The organism is bacterium Scap17 (assembly GCA_013376735.1).
Classification (GTDB): Bacteria; Pseudomonadota; Gammaproteobacteria; order Pseudomonadales; family Halomonadaceae; genus Cobetia.
Window position 1 is genome coordinate 993,996 of record VINJ01000001.1, and the last position, 17,879, is coordinate 1,011,874.

Below are 17,879 nucleotides of genomic sequence, written 5' to 3' on the forward strand. Positions count from 1 at the left end.
GAGCAGACCTTTGGCCTGCCGCTGTGGGGCATCAATCTCGCTCTGCTGCTGATGGCGGTGCTGTTGCTGCATCTCATCGAGCGAGTGGTGCTCACCCGCCTGGCGACGCATGCCGAGAAGAGCCGCAACCTGTGGGATGACGCCCTGGTGCATGGTCTGCGTCATCCCGTGTCATTCTGGCTCTACAGCATGGGGGTGTTGCTGGCGCTCGGCATCATCGCCGGCCAGTTCAGCCTTGGCGGGGCCGAGAAATACCTCGGCACGGCGCGCCAGATCGTGACCCTGCTGGCGCTGGCCTGGGCGTTGATCCGCATGGTCAAGCGCTTCGAGGCGCTGCGCACCATGCCGCCGCCCGGCACCAACGTCAACGCGATGGATGCCACCACGGCCTCGGCGATCAGCAAGCTGCTGCGTGCGGTCGTGGTCGTGCTTGTGGGGCTGGCCATCCTGCAGAATCTCGGCGTCTCGCTGTCCGGGGTGCTGGCCTTCGGCGGTGTCGGCGGTATCGCGGTCGGCTTTGCGGCGCGGGACCTGCTGGCCAACTTCTTCGGCGCCCTGATGATCCATCTCGACCGGCCCTTCAAGGTCGGCGACTGGATCCGATCACCGGACCGCGAGATCGAGGGCACCGTCGAGGATATCGGTTGGCGACTGACGCGCATCCGCACCTTCGACATGCGGCCCCTCTACGTGCCGAACGCCATCTTCACCAGCATCTCGGTGGAGAATCCGTCACGCATGTACAATCGTCGCATCTTCGAGACCGTGGGGCTGCGCTATGAGGATGCCGCCCAGGTCGGCCCCATCGTTGCCGCGGTACGCGAGATGCTGGAAGGCCATGACGAGATCGACCAGACGCGCACCCAGATCGTGAACTTCACCACCTACGGTGAGCACTCGCTGAACTTCTTCGTCTATGTCTTCACGCGCACCACCGACTGGGTGAAGTACCACGCGATCAAGCAGGATGTCCTGCTCAAGGTGCACGACATCATTCGTGAGCATGATGCCCAGGTGGCACTGCCTGGTCAGCGTCTGCATTTTGCCGATGTGCTGTCCTTCGAAGGGCACAACCATGAACACGACGCCGAGGCAGAGCATGCCGCGGCGTCATCAGACACGCAGACGCGCGGGTCCCGCCGCCGTTCTGATTCAACCGCCGCTGCTACATCCTCCTCTGCGCCCGTCCGGCGTGGAGATGAGGCCAGTGACACCCAGGAAACTCCCGATGCTGACTCCGACGCCTGAGACTCTCACCGCCCTGCATGACGAAATGCGTGAGGTGATGGACAATGCCGATTGCCTGATCCCGCAAGCTGACCTTGAAGTGGCACTCGACCGCATGGCCGTTGAGCTGACGGAACGCCTCGGCGATCGCATGCCGATCTTCTATTGCGTGATGAACGGCGGCCTGATCACTGCCGGCCAGCTGTTGACCCGCCTCGACTTCCCGCTGGAAGTCGATTATCTGCACGCCACTCGCTACCGTGGCGCGATGCGCGGCGGCGAGCTGTTCTGGCGCGTCAATCCGGAGCTGCCGATGGCCGGTCGCGACGTGGTGATCGTCGATGACATTCTCGATGAGGGTGGCACCCTGGCCGCGATCCTCGAGTACTGTCGTGAAGCCGGTGCGCGCAGCGTGTCCAGCTGTGTGCTGGTCGACAAGAAGCACGATCGCAAGGCCTATCCGGGCTTCAAGGCCGATTTCTGTGGTCTCGACGTCGAAGACCGCTTCCTGTTCGGCTTCGGCATGGACTACAAGGGCTACTGGCGTAACGCGCCGGGCATCTTCGCGCCCAAGGGGCTGTAACCCAAGTGTCTGTGACATGAGCCGCCGGATGGCAGTCGCCATCGCCGGCTGACATCGTCAACGCTGACATTCGTTCACCACCCGCCCGGGCAACCGCGGCGGGTGGTGTCGTTTTCGGGGCCTTTTCTGTTCCCCTGACGCAGAGCGTGACGATTGTGCTTGTCGTCGCCGGTTGGCTCGGAGTAGCGTTCGCTGAGGATCGGAGTGTCCGGTCCCGAGAGATTCCTGCACATGGGTGGCAAGGAGGCGGGCGATGCTGGCGGTGATCGGTGGCACGGGGTTCGGCAGTTGGTCAGGCATGGAAGTGCTCAGGCGCGGCGGGCAGGAAACGCCCCTGGGGGCGGCCTCCTGTGGCGTCGTGGAGGGGCGACTGAATGGGCAGTCGCTGCTGTTTCTGGCCCGTCATGGTCAACCGCACAAGGTGCCGCCGCATCGCATCAACTATCGCGCCAATCTGTGGGCGCTCAAGCAGGCGGGCGCGACCCATGTGGTGGGAGTCAACTGCGTGTCCGGCATCGACCCGACGCTGGCCCCGGGCACGCTGGTGGTGCCGGACCAGCTGATCGATTACACCACCGGCCGCGAGGGTTCGTTCTTCGATGGGCGTTTCAAGCCGTTCCAGCATGTGTCGTTCGCCTGGCCGTATCATCGGGTCTGGCGTGAGGAGTTGCATGCGGCGGCGGCCGATGCGGGGCTGCCTCTCACGGCTGGCGGGGTGCTGGGCGTGGTGCAGGGGCCGCGGCTGGAGACGGCCGCCGAGATCCGCCTGATGGCGCGTGATGGCAATACGCTGGTCGGCATGACGGGAATGCCCGAGGCCGTGCTGGCGCGCGAGCTCGAGATGGAATACGCCAGCCTGTGTCTGGTGATCAGCCATGCCGCGGGCGTCGGCGAAGAGGAGCCGACCCGCGCAGGCACGGAATCCGTGATCGAGGCCGGAATGCCCAGGGTGCAGCGCTTGCTGGCGGCGCTGTTGGGGCGCCATGTCTCAGGCACCAGTTGCTCGGGTTGAGCGCGATCCTGTCACGGCAAATCAAAGACGGCCTGCATCGATGATGCAGGCCGTCTTCATGTTCCGCTCAAGTTCATGCCCAAGTTCGAGCCCAGGCGCCTGGCAGCGCAGGGCGCGTCAGGCGGCCTTTGTCTTGGCGTTGAGCAGGTCCAGCAAGCTCTCGCAGAAGCTGAAGCGCTTCTCGGCGTCATCCATGTAGGTGGCGAAGCGCAGCGTGTCGGCGCCTTCCAGCTTGTAGACATCCGACTGGCGCTGGATCAGGTTGACCAGCGTCAGTGGATCGACCGGCGTCTGGGCGCCGAAGATGATGCGACCACGCCCGGCGCCGGCTTCCAGCTTGATGATGCCCAGCGCCTGGGCGCGCTGGCGCAGCTGGGTCTGGCGGAACAGGGTCTTGACCGGTTCCGGCAGCAGGCCGAAGCGGTCGATCATCTCGACCTGCAGTTCGCGCAGGTCGCTTGCGTTCTCGGCGTTGCTGATGCGCTTGTACATCATCAGGCGCTGCTGGACGTCGTGCAGATAATCGGCCGGAATCAGTGCCGGCAGGTTCAGGCTGACTTCGACGCCTTCATCCAGCGGCGACTCGATATTGGGCGTCTTGCCCGCCTTGATGGCCTTCACGGCGCGATCCAGCATTTCCATGTACAGCGAGTAGCCGATGGTTTCCATCTGCCCGGACTGCTCGTCACCCAACAGCTCGCCCGCGCCGCGAATCTCCATGTCATGGGAGGCCAGCGTGAAGCCGGCACCGAGGTCCTGGGATTCGCTGATCGCTTCCAGACGCTTGACCGCATCGCGGGTCATTGCCTTGGGGTGCGGGGTCAGCAGGTAGGCGTAGGCCTGGTGATGCGAGCGCCCGACGCGCCCACGCAGCTGGTGCAGCTGGGCCAGACCAAACTTGTCGGCGCGCTCGATGATGATGGTGTTGGCGCTCGGAATGTCGATGCCGGTCTCGATGATGGTTGAGCACACCAGCACGTTGAAGCGCTTGTGATAGAAGTCCGACATGCGCCGCTCCAGACTGCGCTCCGGCAGCTGGCCGTGGGCGACGCCGACATTGGCCTCCGGCACCAGCTCCGCGATGCGCGCGGCGCTCTCCTCGATGGTCTTGACCTCATTGTGCAGCACGTAGACCTGTCCGCCGCGCAGCAGTTCGCGCAGGATGGCTTCCTTGACCACGCCGTCGTTGCGTTGCTGGACGAAGGTCTTCACCGACAGGCGGCGCGCCGGCGGCGTGGCGATGATGGACAGGTCGCGGATGCCGCTCATCGCCATGTTCAGCGTGCGTGGTATCGGCGTGGCGGTCAGGGTCAGGATGTCGACCTCGGCGCGCAGGCTCTTGAGGCGCTCCTTCTGGGAGACGCCGAAGCGATGCTCCTCATCGATGATCAGCAGCCCCATGTTGGGCAGCTCCAGCGACCTGGACAGCAGCTTGTGGGTGCCGATCACGATATCGGCCTGGCCGTTCCTGATGCGCTCGAGCGAGGTTTCCTGGCCCTTGCCGCTGGTGAAGCGCGACAGCAGGGCGATCTCTACCGCGGTGTCGGCGAAGCGATCGCGGAAGTTGTCGTAGTGCTGCTGGGCGAGCAGAGTGGTGGGCACCAGCACCACTACCTGACGGCCGGCGTTGACGGCCAGGAAGGCAGCGCGCATCGCGACTTCCGTCTTGCCGAAGCCGACATCGCCACATACCACGCGGTCCATCGGCTGGGGGGCGCACATGTCCTGGATCACCGCGCCGATGGTCTGGGCCTGGTCAGGGGTTTCCTCAAAGGGGAAGCTGGCTGCGAAGCGTGCGTAGTCCTCGGCGGGGAAGTCACAGGCATGCCCGACACGCGCTTCGCGGCGTGCATAGACATCCAGCAGCTCGGCAGCGGTATCGCGAATCTTCTCGGCCGCCTTGCGCTTGGCCTTCTCCCACTGCTCGGAGCCCAGCTTGTGCAGCGGCGCCAGCTCGTCACTGGCGCCGGAATAGCGCGAGATCAGATGCAGGCTGTCCACCGGCACGTAGAGCTTGGCGCCATCGGCGTATTCGAGGGCGAGGAACTCGGCCTCCTGACCGCCGGCGTTGATGGTCTCCAGCCCCAGGTAGCGGCCGACGCCATGGGTGTGGTGAACCACCGGCGCGCCTTCACGCAGCTCCGAGAGATGGCGCACGGCCAGCTCGTTGTCATCGGTGGCGCGCGCCTGGCGGCGGCTCTGCCGTACCACCTCGCCGTAGAGCTCGGTCTCGGTGATGACCACCAGCCCCTTGTGGCTGTCGGTGTCATTGCTGGATGGCGCATCTTCCGTCTGTGCGCTGGCCACCCAGGTGCCATGCGTCAGGCCACCGACGGTCAGGCCGACGGCGGCTGGACTGTCCACGAAGTGCTCGAAACTTGCGAAGTCATCCAGGCTACGCAGCCCGAAGCCACGCAGCAGCGGGGTGAGCTGCTCCTCGACGACTTCGCGGCGACCCTGGGTCTCGGCGACGAACAGTACGCGCTGGGCATGTTCGCCGTTCAGGCGTTGCTTCAGGAAGCTGGCCAGGGCCTGAGTCGGGTCGGCGCTGCGCGCATCGATGGCCAGGCTCGGCAGTGTCTGGTGGCCGAACTCGATGGCGTGGGCATTGGGCTCGCGCACCAGCTCGATGCGCTCGTGCTGCTTGAACTGCCCCAGCAGCTCGTTGACTGGCACGAAGGCACGATGTGGCGGCAGCAGCGGGCGGGTCGGGTCGACGCCCAGGTTGGCATAGCGGGTCGTGATGGCGTCCCAGTGGCTCTCGGCCGCCTCGCGGACGCCGGGCAGCATGGCGATGCGCAACTCATCGCCCATGTGATCGAAGAGCGTCGCGGTCTCGTCGAAGAACAGTGGCAGATACTGCTCGAGCCCCGGTGAAGGGATGCCCTTGATGGCGTCGTTGTAGAGAATGCACTGGCGCGGGTCGACATCGAACAGCGTCTCGAAGCCCTCGCGGAAGCAGGCGATGGCGCCACGTGTCAGCGGGTATTCATGCGCGGGCAGAATCTCGATCGCCTCGACCTTGTCGCCACTGCGCTGGGTGTCAGGATCGAAGGCACGCAGGGTGTCGATCTCGTCATCGAACAGGTCGATGCGCAGTGGTTGCTCGCTGCCCATGGGATACAGGTCGATCAGCGCGCCGCGCAGGGCGTATTCGCCTGGCTCGTAGACTGTCTCCACGGCACGATAACCGGCCCGCGACAGGCGTGAGCGGAAGTCTTCACGATCGAGGGTGTCCCCCTTGGCGAGACGGAAGACCTGGCCTGCGATGTAATCCACCGGTGCGAGGCGCTGCATCAATGTGTTGACCGGTACCGGCACGATGGCGCGGCGGCTGGTCTGCAGGGTGCGCAGGGTACGCAGCCGCTCCGAGACGATGTCCTGGTGCGGCGAGAAGCTGTCGTAGGGCAGCGTTTCCCAATCGGGGAAGGGCAGCAGGCGCTCGGGGTGGCGCGTATAGAAGCGCAGGTCGGCTTCCAGGCGCTGGGCGCTGGCAGTGTCCGGTGTGATGACCATCAGTGGCGCTTCATCGGCATCGGCCAGGCGTGCCAGTGCCAGCGCCGCGGCGCTGGGATCATTGAGCATCCAGAAGGTGGTTTCGCGGCGCGAGCGCGGCAATGGGGGCGTCAGCGGGGTCTCGAACATGGGCTCTGGTGTCTTGTGTCCTGGGCTTGGGCGCAACGCCTTGTGGCGTTCACGGCACGGGATGACGTCACGGGCAGGGCCCGAGTGAATAAGGTACTGGGTCAGTCGCTCGCGGTGAGCGGCCCACGCAGGCAGATGACGCTGAGCGACGCATGGGTGCAAGGTAGTCTCTCGAGTGCTTGGCACACCGGTGAGCACACGGCGCGCACATGAGTGCACGACACGCTCAAGAGGGCGACAAGGCAGGCGCGATGCCTCGGCTTGCAGGCGAGCTTCACCGCAAGCTGTCGCAGCGCAAGGTGCTGAAGCGTCATTCCTCGCAATGAAAGGAGTCGCGCTTGATCATAGCAAGTCAGTTGCTACATGGGGGCAAGTGATCCTCTTTTCAGCACCGTGGACACCGATGGCCGAGCGCGGGATGGGGGAGGGCTTTTGTAGTCAAATCGTTGATTCTGTAGCACTACTACCCTGCGTGCGACCATCCTTTCATTGTGGTGCATAGCCGCGTTACGCATACTCAGCTGGCCTTGTCCGGCGTCGCCAGACGATCGGTGACGACCATCATCATTTGCCCGCACGTGAGAGGATGCACCCGTGAGCCAAGAGAATCTCGAAGCCTGTTTCAAGCAGTGGCAGGACAATGAAGCCCTCGCGGAGCAGATGATCCCGCTGTTGGGAGATCTCTACCGCCGCTTCAACGTCGTGCCCTCCATCTACGGGCGTTCGCTGATCAATCGTTCGATGGTGCGCATCCTCAAGAACCACCGTTGGGTGCGCAAGGCCGAAGGCGTCGAGCTGTCAGTGGAAGACACCTTCCCGCTGGTGCGCGCGATGATCGAGCTCAACCTGGGCCCGGCCCACGTCGATATCGGCAAGCTGGCCGTCGCCTTCAAGCGCTCTGACGAGATGGATATCACCGCCTTCCTCAAGCGTGAGCTGGCCGACATCGTCGGTGGCTATGTCGAGGGCGGCATGGGCGGCGATCCGAAGGACGTCGTTCTGTATGGCTTCGGGCGCATCGGTCGTCTGTTGGCGCGCATCATGATCGAGAAGGCCGGCGGCGGTAACCTGCTGCGTCTGCGCGCCATCGTGGTGCGTGGCAGCAAGGATGATCTGGAGAAGCGGGCCAGCCTGCTGCGTCGCGACTCGGTGCACGGGCCCTTCGAGGGCAGCATCACCGTCGATGAGGAAAATTCGGCGCTGATCGTCAACGGCAACTACATCAAGATCATCTACGCCAATTCGCCCACCGAGATCGATTACACCGCGCACGGCATCGACAACGCCATCGTGGTCGACAACACCGGCAAGTGGCGTGACGAAGCTGGCCTTGGCCAGCACCTGGAGTGCAAGGGCGTGTCCAAGGTGCTGCTGACGGCACCGGGCAAGGGCGATCTGAAGAACATCGTCTACGGGGTCAACCATACCGACATCAGCGATGATGACCGCATCATCTCCGCGGCGTCCTGCACCACCAACGCCATCGTGCCGGTGCTGAAGGTGCTGCACGACGAGTACGGCGTCAGCCAGGGCCACGTCGAGACGGTGCACTCCTACACCAACGACCAGAATTTGATCGACAACTTCCACAGTGGTGATCGTCGTGGCCGTGCCGCGGCCCTCAATATGGTGTTGACCGAGACCGGTGCCGCCAAGGCCGTCGCCAAGGCACTGCCGGAGCTTTCCGGCAAGCTGACCGGCAATGCGATCCGCGTGCCGACGCCCAATGTCTCGATGGCGATCCTCAACCTGACGCTGAACACCGCAAGCGACGCCGAGCGCATGAATGACTTCCTGCGCACCGCCTCGCTGCATTCCTCGCTGCAGAAGCAGATCGACTACGTCGATTCCTGTGAAGTGGTGTCCTCGGACTTCGTCGGCAACCGCCATTCCGGCATCGTCGACGGCCAGGCGACCATCGTCACCGACAAGCAGGCCGTCGTGTACGTGTGGTACGACAACGAGTTCGGATACAGCTGTCAGGTGGTGCGTATTCTGCAGCACATGTCCAACGTGCGTTTCAGCTACTTTCCGACGCGCTGAGTCAATGCGCCGCGTCTGTGGCGTGACTGGCAAAAAATTGAAATAAATACCTGCTGTTACAACGCCCCCGCCCTCACTGATGGCGGGGGCGTTGGCGTTTTCGGCGTGTGCACCACTTTAGTGTCGTATGGTCTTTCCGGCCTCGCATCTTTATAATGAGCCGGATTTTTTTGGGCCGGTCCAATCTCTGGGCTACACCTCCAACCGTCTGATAAGAAAAGCATTCACACTGCCTGATACGCGAAAATCGCGAGGTTGCCTGGTCAATTATCGGCCTCGAGGCGTATCTACGATGGGTGATCTTTCCTGAACAACATCAGATCCGACAATTGGGCGAGTCTATGATCGAAGTCAAACGTGGCCTGGATCTCCCCATCGCCGGGGCGCCGGAGCAGCGTATCGAGGATGCGCAGCCCGTTCGTCGCGTAGCGATCCTGGGTGTTGACTACGTCGGCATGAAGCCGACGATGGAAGTCCGCGAAGGGGACAAGGTGAAGCAGGGGCAACTCCTGTTCACCGACAAGAAGACCCCGGGCGTCCGTTACACCGCGCCGGCTGCCGGCACTGTGGTCGAGATCAATCGTGGCGAGAAGCGCAAGCTTCTGTCCGTGGTCATCGAGATCGACGCGCAGGGCGAAGCTGTGGAATTCACTGCACATGGCGATGCCGCCATTGCAGGTCTCGAACGTCAGGTCGTGGTCGACCAGCTGGTCGAGTCCGGTCTGTGGACGGCGCTGCGTACCCGTCCGTTCTCGCGCGTGCCGGCACTGGATGCCAAGCCGGCAGCCATCTTCGTCACCGCCATCGATACCCATCCGCTGTCCGCGGATCCGGCCGTGGTGCTCAAGGGCCAGGAAGCCGCTTTCCGTCAGGGTCTCGTCGCACTGACGCGTCTGACCGAAGGCAAGGTGTTCCTGTGCCAGGCACCGGGTGCTGATATTCCGGGTGGCGACGTTTCCGGTGTGGTCAGCGAGTCCTTCAAGGGCCCGCACCCGGCAGGCCTGCCGGGCACGCACATCCACCACCTCGCACCGGTCAGCCTGCAACGTCAGGTCTGGCATGTCGGTTATCAGGATGTGGTTGCCATCGGTACGCTGCTGGCGGAAGGTCGCCTGGACACCACACGCGTCATCGCCGTCGGTGGCCCGCGTGCCACCAAGCCGCGTCTGCTGCGCACCCGTCTGGGCGCCAGCACCGAAGAGCTGCTCAAGGGCGAAGTCGAGCAGCCGGAAGACACGCGTGTCATCTCCGGTTCGGTGTTCTCCGGCCTGACCTGCGAAGGGGCGCTGCGTTTCGTCAGCCGCTACCACAATCAGGTGAGCCTGCTCGAGGAAGGCAACAAGCGTGCCTTCATGGGCTGGCTGTCGATGGGCGCCAAGCGTCACTCGGTGCTGGGTATCTACCTGTCGAAGCTGACCGGTCTGACCGACTACCGTCCGAATACCTCCACCAATGGCTCCGAGCGTGCCATGGTGCCGGTGGGCGCGTACGAGAAGGTCATGCCGCTGGACATTCTGCCGACGCAGCTGCTGCGTTCGCTGATCGTGGGTGATATCGAGACCGGCATGCAGCTTGGCTGCCTGGAGCTTGATGAAGAGGACCTCGCGCTGTGCACCTACGTGTGCCCGGGCAAGTACGAATACGGTCCCATCCTGCGTGACAACCTCACCACGATCGAGAAAGAGGTCTGATGATGGGCATTCGACAGACTCTGGATAACCTGGAGCCGCACTTCCACAAAGGTGGCAAGTACGAGAAGTTCTACGCGCTCTACGAAGCCGTGGACACCATTTTCTATGCGCCGGCGAGCGTCACGCGCAGTACCACCCACGTGCGTGATGGCATCGATTTGAAGCGCATCATGATCACGGTCTGGATGTGTACCTTCCCGGCCATGTTCTTTGGCATGTACAACGCCGGTCTGCAGGCCAACGAGGCCATCGCTGGCGGTTACAGCGCACTGGGCGGCTGGCGTGAAGCCATCGTCATGCTGCTGGCGGGCAGCCACGATGCCGGCAGCGTGTGGGCCAACTTCATCCTGGGCGCCACCTACTTCCTGCCCATCTATCTGGTGACCTTCGCGGTCGGCGGCTTCTGGGAAGTGCTGTTCGCGATGCGTCGCGGCCACGAGGTCAACGAAGGTTTCTTCGTCACCTCCGTGCTGTTCGCCCTGACACTGCCGGCGACCATTCCGCTGTGGCAGGTCGCGCTCGGTATCACCTTCGGTGTGGTGATCGGCAAGGAAGTCTTCGGCGGTACCGGCAAGAACTTCCTCAACCCGGCTCTGTCCGGTCGTGCCTTCCTGTACTTCGCGTATCCGGCCAGCATTTCCGGCGACGCGGTATGGGTGCCGGCCGACGGTTATACCGGTGCCACCGCACTGTCCACCGCGGCACAGGACGGCATGAACGCCCTGATGCAGCAGATGAGCTGGACCGACGCCTTCCTCGGCTTCATTCCGGGCTCGATGGGTGAGGTGTCGACACTCGCCATCTTCCTGGGGGCTGCAGTATTGCTGTGGACGCGCATCGCCTCGTGGAGAATCATGCTAGGCGTCCTGCTGGGCATGATCGCGACCTCGGCGCTGTTCAATGCCATCGGCAGCGACACCAATGCCATGTTCGCGATGCCGTGGTACTGGCATCTGGTCATCGGCGGCTTCGCCTTCGGTATGGTCTTCATGGCTACCGATCCGGTTTCCGCCTCCATGACCAACAAGGGCAAGCTGATATTCGGTGCGTTGATCGGTGTGATGACCGTGCTGATCCGCGTCGCCAACCCGGCCTTCCCGGAGGGCATCATGCTGGCGATCCTGTTCGCCAATCTGTTCGCTCCGCTGATCGACCACTTCGTCGTGCAGGCCAACATCAAGCGCCGCGTCAAGCGCGAGACTGCCGGCATCGCGAACGAGGAGACCGTCTGACATGGCCAGCAACAACTCCATCAAGAAAACCCTCGGCGTCGCGCTCGGGCTGTGCATCGTCTGCTCGGTGGTAGTTTCCACCGCAGCGGTCGTGCTGCGCCCGATGCAGATGACCAATGCCGAGCTGGACCGCAAGAGCAACATCCTCGCGGTCGCCGAGCTGCTGCAGCCGGGTGAGGACATCGGTCAGCAGTTCCGTGACAAGGTCACCGCCAAGGTGGTGGACCTGGATTCCGGTGAATACGTCGACGACATCGACCCGGAGAAGTACGACCAGGCCAAGATGTCCAAGGACCCGGCCACCTCACGCACCCTGTCTGGCGAGGAAGACCTGCCGGGCATCAAGCGTCGTGAGCAGTACTCCGTGGTCTATCTGGTCGGTGATGTCGAGCAGCCGGACGAGATCATCGTCCCGGTGCGCGGCAACGGCCTGTGGTCAATGATGTACGGCTATCTGGCACTGAAGGGTGACGGCAACACCGTGGTCGGTCTCTCCTTCTACCAGCAGGGTGAAACTCCGGGGCTTGGCGGCGAAGTCGACAATCCGAAGTGGAAGGCCCAGTGGGATGGCAAGAAGATCTATCCCGAAGGCAGCATGGACCCGGAAGTGCACCTGAAGAAGGGCGGCGTGAATCCGTCTTCTCCGGATGCCAAGTACCAGGTCGATGCGCTGTCAGGGGCTACCCTGACCAGCAACGGCGTGACCAACCTGTTGCAGTTCTGGATGGGTGAGAATGGCTTCGCCAAGTACCTGACCCAGTTCCGTGACGTCAAAGGAGCGTAATGATGGCAGCCGAAACTCCTAAAGGTGTCCTGACGACGCCGATCTTCAAGAACAATCCCATCGCGCTGCAGATCCTCGGTATCTGCTCCGCGCTGGCGGTGACCAACTCGATGAACACCGCCCTGATCATGGGTATCGCGGTGTGCCTGGTGACAGCGTTCTCCAGCATGTTCATCTCGTTGATCCGCAATCACATCCCATCGTCCATCCGTATCATCGTGCAGATGACGATCATCGCCTCGCTGGTCATCGTGGTCGACCAGTCGCTGAAGGCCTTCGCCTTCGAGACGTCCAAGCAGCTGTCGGTCTTCGTCGGCCTGATCATCACCAACTGCATCGTGATGGGTCGCGCTGAAGCCTACGCCATGCAGAATGGCCCGACGATGAGCTTCATCGACGGTATCGGCAACGGTCTCGGCTACACCGTGATCCTGCTGGTGGTCGGCTTCGTGCGTGAGCTGTTCGGTTCCGGCTCCCTGTTCGGCGTGACCATCCTGCAGACCGTCAACGACGGTGGCTGGTACATCCCGAACGGCCTGATGCTGCTGCCGCCGTCCGCGTTCTTCGTCATCGGTCTGTTCATCTGGGTGCTGCGCAGCATCTACCCGGAGCAGGTCGAGAAGGCGGAGTACAAGATTACCGCCAACACCAAGATCAAGGAGGCTGTGTAACATGTTCGAACACTATCTGAGCCTGTTCATCAAGGCCGTGTTCGTCGAGAACATGGCACTGGCCTTCTTCCTGGGCATGTGTACCTTCCTGGCGGTGTCCAAGAAGATCCAGTCCGCGATCGGTCTGGGCGTGGCCGTCATCGTCGTGCTGGCGGTGACCGTTCCGGTCAACAACCTGATCCTGAACTACCTGCTGCGTGAAGGCGCGCTGACCTGGACGGGTCTGGAAGGGGCGGAGAGCATCGACCTGTCCTTCCTGGGCTACCTGTCCTACATCGGTGTCATCGCGGCGATCGTCCAGATCCTCGAGATGTTCCTCGACAAGTTCGTGCCGGCGCTCTACAACGCGCTGGGCGTGTTCCTGCCGTTGATCACGGTCAACTGCGCAATCCTCGGTGCGGCCCTGTTCATGGTACAGCGTGACTACACCTTCGGTGAGTCCGTCATCTATGGCGTGGGTGCCGGCTTCGGCTGGGCACTGGCCATCGCTGCACTGGCCGGTATTCGCGAGAAGCTGAAGTACTCTGACGTGCCGGCTGGCCTGCAGGGCCTGGGTATCACCTTCATCACCGTTGGCCTGATGTCGCTGGGCTTCATGTCCTTCTCCGGCGTCCAGCTGTAACGCAACCGAGCATAAGGAAATCGAAATGGTAGATACCTCCATCATCGTGCTCGGCGTCGTCATGTTCACCGTGGTCGTTATCGGCCTGGTGCTCGTGATTCTCGCGGCACGCAGCAAGCTGGTCTCGAGTGGTGACGTCCAGATCGAGATCAACAACGACCCCGCCAACACCCTGACGACCCAGGCCGGCGGCAAGTTGCTGCAGACCCTGGCCGCCAATGGCATCTTCCTGTCCTCCGCCTGTGGTGGCGGTGGTTCCTGTGCCCAGTGCAAGTGCCGGATCTCGGAAGGCGGCGGTTCCATCCTGCCGACTGAAGAATCCCACTTCACCATGGGTGAGAAGAAGGAAGGCTGGCGCCTGTCGTGCCAGGTCCCGGTCAAGCAGGACATGAAGATCGAAGTGCCGGAAGAGATCTTCGGCGTAAAGAAGTGGGAGACCACCGTCACCGCCAACCCGAACGTCGCGACCTTCATCAAGGAGCTGAACCTGCAGCTGCCGGAAGGCGAGGAAGTCAACTTCCGAGCCGGTGGTTACGTGCAGCTGGAAGCGCCGGCCTATGACATCAAGTTCTCCGACTTCGACATCGAAGAGGAGTATCGTGGTGATTGGGAGAAGTTCGGTCTGTTCAACGTTCAGCACAAGAACGAAGAGCCGGTCATCCGCGCTTACTCCATGGCGAACTATCCGGAAGAGTACGGCATCCTGAAGTTCAACATCCGTATCGCCACTCCGCCGCCGAATTCCCAGCATCCGCCGGGTCTGATGTCCACCTACGTCTTCTCGCTGAAGCCGGGTGACAAGGTGACCGTGATGGGGCCGTTTGGTGAGTTCTTCGCCAAGGATACCGACGCCGAGATGGTCTTCATCGGTGGTGGTGCCGGTATGGCGCCGATGCGTAGCCATATCTTCGATCAGCTCAAGCGTCTGAATTCCAAGCGCAAGATGTCGTTCTGGTACGGTGCGCGCTCCATGCGCGAGTCGTTCTACAACGAGGAATACGACAAGCTGGCCGAAGAGAACGAGAACTTCGAATGGCACCTGGCGCTGTCCGATCCGCAGCCTGAGGACAACTGGGAAGGCCCGACAGGCTTCATCCACAACGTCCTGTACGAAAACTACCTCAAGGACCATCCGGCGCCTGAGGATTGCGAGTACTACATGTGCGGGCCGCCCATGATGAACGCCGCCGTTGTCAAGATGCTCACCGACATGGGTGTAGAGCCGGAGAACATCCTGCTCGATGACTTCGGTGGTTGATCGATGATGTCACGCGTCGCAAGACGACTGGCAGGGCCGGCCCTCATGGGGCTGGCCCTGCTGGTTGCAGGCTGTGAAAATTCCAGCAACCCTGAGTTGCATCGCTTCGCCGGCCCCATCTTCGGCACCGGGTTCCATGTCACGGTGGCGGCGGACCTGGATGCCGATGAGGTGGCGTCGCTCAAGCAGGCGAGCCTCGAGGCGCTCGACAAGGTCGACTGGCAGATGTCGACCTACAAGGACGCCTCGGAGCTCTCGAAGCTGAATCAGGCGCCGCTGGATACGCCGGTCACGCTATCGGATGGCCTGGCGCAGGTGCTGGCCGAGTCGCAGGATATCGGCAAGCGCTCCGACGGGGCCTTCGATATCACCGTCGGCCCGGCCGTCAATCTTTGGGGCTTCGGTCCGGATGAGCGTCTGGACAAGGCACCGAGCGATGAACAGATCGCGCAGGCGCTCGAGAAGGTCGATCATCTGGCGCTGGAGCTCGATGGCAATACGGTGATCAAGCGCAAGCCGGTGTATGCCGACCTGTCGGGCATCGCCAAGGGCTATGGAGTAGACCGGGTCGCCGATGTGCTCGAGGCCAATGGCATCGAGAACTATCTGGTCGAAGTCGGGGGCGAGATCCGCGTCAAGGGTGAGAAACCCGGCCACAAGCCGTGGCGAATCGCCATCGAAGCACCGAAGTCCTTCGAGCGCTCGGTGCAGCGGATCATTGATCCCGGTAACGCTGCGGTTGCCACCTCCGGTGATTACCGCAACTATTTCGAGCAGGACGGCGTACGTTACTCGCACACGATCGATCCACGTACCGGGCGACCGATCCAGCACAGTCTGGCCTCGGTCACCGTGATCACGCCGGATTGCGCGAGTGCGGACGCCTGGGCCACGGCACTCAACGTGCTGGGTGCCGAGAAGGCAATGACGATCGCAGATCGCGAGAACATTGCCGCCTATTTCATTGTCAAAACGGATGATGGCTTCAAACAGTCCTGGAGTCCGGCATTCGCGCCCTACCTGAAGGACGCGCCGGCGACAGGCGACACGAAGCCCGCAGATGAAGCCGGCGCCTGATGCCGGTCTATCAAGAGACGGTCTGCCGACAGGCGCTTGACCGGTTCGTTTCATCTGCCATCTGTCGCGACACGCCTCCGACAGGGTCGGTCGCTCGGATTGCATGGCATCCTCCGGGTGCTGTCCTGAACGATCCACAGGATCGACAGGGTGCAAGCTGCGCCGTGCTGACCCGCTCGAGAGGTCCACAATGGGGCCATGCCCCGGGAGAAACGACATGACTATCTGGTTACTGGTGTTCGCCGCGATGTTGCTGCTGATCGGCGTGATGGCCGTTGGCGTCCTGATGGGCCGCAAGCCGATCGCCGGCTCCTGCGGGGGGCTCAACAACCTCGGGCTCAAGGACGGCTGTGATATCTGTGGCGGCAAGGACGAGGAGTGCGAGAAGGAGCAGGATCGCCAGCGTCTGATGGCGGAGAGTGGCGGCAAGCCGGCCAGCGACCTGGCCTACGACGCCGCACGTCGCTGATTTCTGCTCTGATGGCTCAGAGCCCGCCGGCCGCAAGGCCTGCTACCGGCCCTGACATGGCAGTGTCACCGCGAGGTGAGACCGTACGTGTCAGGGCCGGTCTACGAATAATCAAGGAGCAAAGCGAGTCTCATGGCAGTCTATAACTACGATGTCGTCGTGATCGGTACCGGCCCGGCAGGGGAAAGCGCGGCAGTCAACGCGGCCAAGCATGGCAAGCGTGTCGCCGTGATCGAGGCTCAGTCTTCCGTGGGCGGCAACTGTACCCACAAGGGCACCATCCCTTCCAAGGCGCTGCGCCACGCGGTCAAGCAGATCATCGAGTTCAACACCAATCGCATGTTCCGCGATATCGGCGAGCCGCGCTGGTTCTCCTTCCCCAAGGTGCTGGAGCGTTCACGCCGCACCATCGAGCAGCAGGTCGAGATGCGTACGCGCTTCTACGCCCGCAATCGCATCGATGTGTTCTTCGGTACCGCCCGCTTCAAGGACGAGCACACCGTCGTGGTGCGCGATGCCCATGAAGGGGTCGAGGAGCTACATGCGGAGAAGGTCGTGATCGCCACCGGCTCACGTCCTTACCGCCCGGCGGACGTCAACTTCCGCCACCCGCGCATCTACTGCTCCGATACCATCCTGGGCCTGTCGCACACACCGCGCACGCTGATCATCTACGGCGCCGGTGTCATCGGCTCCGAATACGCCTCGATCTTCTCCGGCCTTGGCGTCAAGGTCGACCTGATCGATACGCGTGATCGTCTGCTGTCCTTCCTGGATAACGAGATTTCCGACGCGTTGTCCTATCACCTGCGCAACAATGGCGTGCTGGTGCGTCACAACGAGGAATACGAGCGCATCGAGGGCGACGAGTCCGGCGTGGTCGTACACCTCAAGTCCGGCAAGAAGCTGCGTGCAGACGCCTTCCTGTGGGCCAACGGTCGTACCGGCAACACCGACAGCCTCGGTCTCGAGAATGTCGGTCTACAGGCCAACGGCCGCGGTCAGCTGACCGTCGATGATCAGTACCGCACCGAGCTGGACCACGTCTATGCGGTGGGCGATGTGATCGGCTGGCCGAGCCTGGCATCTGCCGCCTACGATCAGGGCCGCTTCGCGTCGGCCAACCTGCTGGGGGAAGAGTTCAAGTTCGTCAATGAGGTGCCGACCGGCATCTACACCATCCCCGAGATCAGCTCGGTGGGGCGTGGCGAGTCCGAACTGACCGAGGCGCGCATTCCCTACGAAGTGGGGCAGGCGTTCTTCAAGGACACCGCTCGGGCCCAGATCACCGGCGATACCGTCGGCATGCTCAAGATCCTGTTCCATCGCGATACGCTGGAAATTCTCGGCATCCACTGCTTCGGTGACCAGGCCTCCGAGATCGTGCACATCGGTCAGGCCATCATGCAGCAGAAGGGGGAGGCGAATACGCTCAAGTACTTCGTCAACACCACCTTCAACTACCCGACCATGGCGGAAGCCTACCGGGTCGCGGCCATGAACGGACTCAACCGTCTGTTCTGAGCGGCGCGGGCCTCGTGCCCGCTGACTTGAAGGCATACCAC

14 protein-coding genes are annotated in these 17,879 nt (G+C 62.6%); 13 read left to right on the forward strand and 1 reads right to left on the reverse strand.

Going from position 1 to position 17,879, the window contains the following annotated elements; genetic code table 11:
* Positions 1–51 precede the first annotated feature (51 nt).
* The 3 genes from FLM52_04305 to FLM52_04315 all read left to right on the forward strand — a co-directional run bounded on the left by FLM52_04305 (position 52) and on the right by FLM52_04315 (position 2,822).
* Complete coding sequence (locus tag FLM52_04305; protein ID NVN55018.1) at positions 52–1,248, forward strand: mechanosensitive ion channel family protein; 1,197 nt, start codon at positions 52–54, stop codon at positions 1,246–1,248.
* On the forward strand, positions 1,229–1,810 hold the full coding sequence (locus FLM52_04310; protein NVN55019.1) for a hypoxanthine-guanine phosphoribosyltransferase: 582 nt from the start codon (positions 1,229–1,231) through the stop codon (positions 1,808–1,810). Before FLM52_04305 ends, FLM52_04310 begins: the two co-directional genes overlap by 20 nt.
* Positions 1,811–2,063: 253 nt before the next feature.
* On the forward strand, positions 2,064–2,822 hold the full coding sequence (locus tag FLM52_04315; protein ID NVN55020.1) for an S-methyl-5'-thioinosine phosphorylase: 759 nt from the start codon (positions 2,064–2,066) through the stop codon (positions 2,820–2,822).
* 117 nt (positions 2,823–2,939) lie between these two features.
* Here the strand turns inward: FLM52_04315 and FLM52_04320 are convergent, their stop codons facing one another.
* Entirely contained in the window at positions 2,940–6,467 is a 3,528-nt protein-coding gene (locus FLM52_04320) for a transcription-repair coupling factor (GenBank protein ID NVN55021.1), read from the reverse strand.
* 594 nt (positions 6,468–7,061) lie between these two features.
* Between FLM52_04320 and FLM52_04325 the strand changes: the two genes are divergently transcribed.
* The 10 genes from FLM52_04325 (at position 7,062) to FLM52_04370 (ending at position 17,838) form a co-directional block, all read left to right on the forward strand.
* A complete protein-coding gene (locus FLM52_04325) occupies positions 7,062–8,510 on the forward strand; it encodes a glyceraldehyde-3-phosphate dehydrogenase (GenBank protein ID NVN55022.1) in 1,449 nt (482 codons plus the stop codon).
* A gap of 341 nt (positions 8,511–8,851) precedes the next feature.
* On the forward strand, positions 8,852–10,201 hold the full coding sequence (locus FLM52_04330) for a Na(+)-translocating NADH-quinone reductase subunit A (protein NVN55023.1): 1,350 nt from the start codon (positions 8,852–8,854) through the stop codon (positions 10,199–10,201).
* Positions 10,201–11,433 carry an NADH:ubiquinone reductase (Na(+)-transporting) subunit B gene (locus FLM52_04335; protein ID NVN55024.1) on the forward strand — a complete coding sequence of 411 codons (1,233 nt, stop codon included), beginning with the start codon at positions 10,201–10,203 and terminating at the stop codon, positions 11,431–11,433. Before FLM52_04330 ends, FLM52_04335 begins: the two co-directional genes overlap by 1 nt.
* 1 nt (position 11,434) lies before the next feature.
* Positions 11,435–12,217 carry a Na(+)-translocating NADH-quinone reductase subunit C gene (locus FLM52_04340; protein ID NVN55025.1) on the forward strand — a complete coding sequence of 261 codons (783 nt, stop codon included), beginning with the start codon at positions 11,435–11,437 and terminating at the stop codon, positions 12,215–12,217.
* Positions 12,218–12,219: 2 nt separating this feature from the next.
* Positions 12,220–12,888, forward strand: coding sequence for an NADH:ubiquinone reductase (Na(+)-transporting) subunit D (locus tag FLM52_04345; GenBank protein NVN55026.1), 669 nt, complete (start codon positions 12,220–12,222; stop codon positions 12,886–12,888).
* Position 12,889: 1 nt separating this feature from the next.
* Positions 12,890–13,510 (forward strand): NADH:ubiquinone reductase (Na(+)-transporting) subunit E, encoded by a 621-nt coding sequence (gene nqrE / locus FLM52_04350; GenBank protein ID NVN55027.1) that lies wholly within the window; start codon positions 12,890–12,892, stop codon positions 13,508–13,510.
* Positions 13,511–13,535: 25 nt separating this feature from the next.
* Positions 13,536–14,768, forward strand: a complete 1,233-nt coding sequence (gene nqrF / locus FLM52_04355) for an NADH:ubiquinone reductase (Na(+)-transporting) subunit F (GenBank protein ID NVN55028.1) — start codon at positions 13,536–13,538, stop codon at positions 14,766–14,768.
* A gap of 6 nt (positions 14,769–14,774) precedes the next feature.
* Positions 14,775–15,845 carry an FAD:protein FMN transferase gene (locus FLM52_04360; GenBank protein ID NVN55029.1) on the forward strand — a complete coding sequence of 357 codons (1,071 nt, stop codon included), beginning with the start codon at positions 14,775–14,777 and terminating at the stop codon, positions 15,843–15,845.
* 217 nt (positions 15,846–16,062) lie between these two features.
* Positions 16,063–16,314 carry a (Na+)-NQR maturation NqrM gene (gene nqrM / locus FLM52_04365; GenBank protein NVN55030.1) on the forward strand — a complete coding sequence of 84 codons (252 nt, stop codon included), beginning with the start codon at positions 16,063–16,065 and terminating at the stop codon, positions 16,312–16,314.
* 132 nt (positions 16,315–16,446) lie between these two features.
* A complete protein-coding gene (locus FLM52_04370; GenBank protein ID NVN55031.1) occupies positions 16,447–17,838 on the forward strand; it encodes a Si-specific NAD(P)(+) transhydrogenase in 1,392 nt (463 codons plus the stop codon).
* Positions 17,839–17,879: the final 41 nt, after the last annotated feature.

Bases quoted from the DNA above. Each gene is read 5' to 3' on its own strand.
- FLM52_04305 (NVN55018.1), top strand. From the start codon at position 52: ATGGCGGTGCTGTTGCTGCATCTCATCGAGCGAGTGGTGCTCACCCGC.
- FLM52_04310 (NVN55019.1), top strand. From the start codon at position 1,229: ATGCTGACTCCGACGCCTGAGACTCTCACCGCCCTGCATGACGAAATG.
- FLM52_04315 (NVN55020.1), top strand. From the start codon at position 2,064: ATGCTGGCGGTGATCGGTGGCACGGGGTTCGGCAGTTGGTCAGGCATG.
- FLM52_04320 (NVN55021.1), bottom strand. From the start codon at position 6,467: ATGTTCGAGACCCCGCTGACGCCCCCATTGCCGCGCTCGCGCCGCGAA.
- FLM52_04330 (NVN55023.1), top strand. From the start codon at position 8,852: ATGATCGAAGTCAAACGTGGCCTGGATCTCCCCATCGCCGGGGCGCCG.
- FLM52_04335 (NVN55024.1), top strand. From the start codon at position 10,201: ATGATGGGCATTCGACAGACTCTGGATAACCTGGAGCCGCACTTCCAC.
- FLM52_04340 (NVN55025.1), top strand. From the start codon at position 11,435: ATGGCCAGCAACAACTCCATCAAGAAAACCCTCGGCGTCGCGCTCGGG.
- FLM52_04345 (NVN55026.1), top strand. From the start codon at position 12,220: ATGGCAGCCGAAACTCCTAAAGGTGTCCTGACGACGCCGATCTTCAAG.
- nqrE (NVN55027.1), top strand. From the start codon at position 12,890: ATGTTCGAACACTATCTGAGCCTGTTCATCAAGGCCGTGTTCGTCGAG.
- nqrF (NVN55028.1), top strand. From the start codon at position 13,536: ATGGTAGATACCTCCATCATCGTGCTCGGCGTCGTCATGTTCACCGTG.
- FLM52_04360 (NVN55029.1), top strand. From the start codon at position 14,775: ATGTCACGCGTCGCAAGACGACTGGCAGGGCCGGCCCTCATGGGGCTG.
- nqrM (NVN55030.1), top strand. From the start codon at position 16,063: ATGACTATCTGGTTACTGGTGTTCGCCGCGATGTTGCTGCTGATCGGC.
- FLM52_04370 (NVN55031.1), top strand. From the start codon at position 16,447: ATGGCAGTCTATAACTACGATGTCGTCGTGATCGGTACCGGCCCGGCA.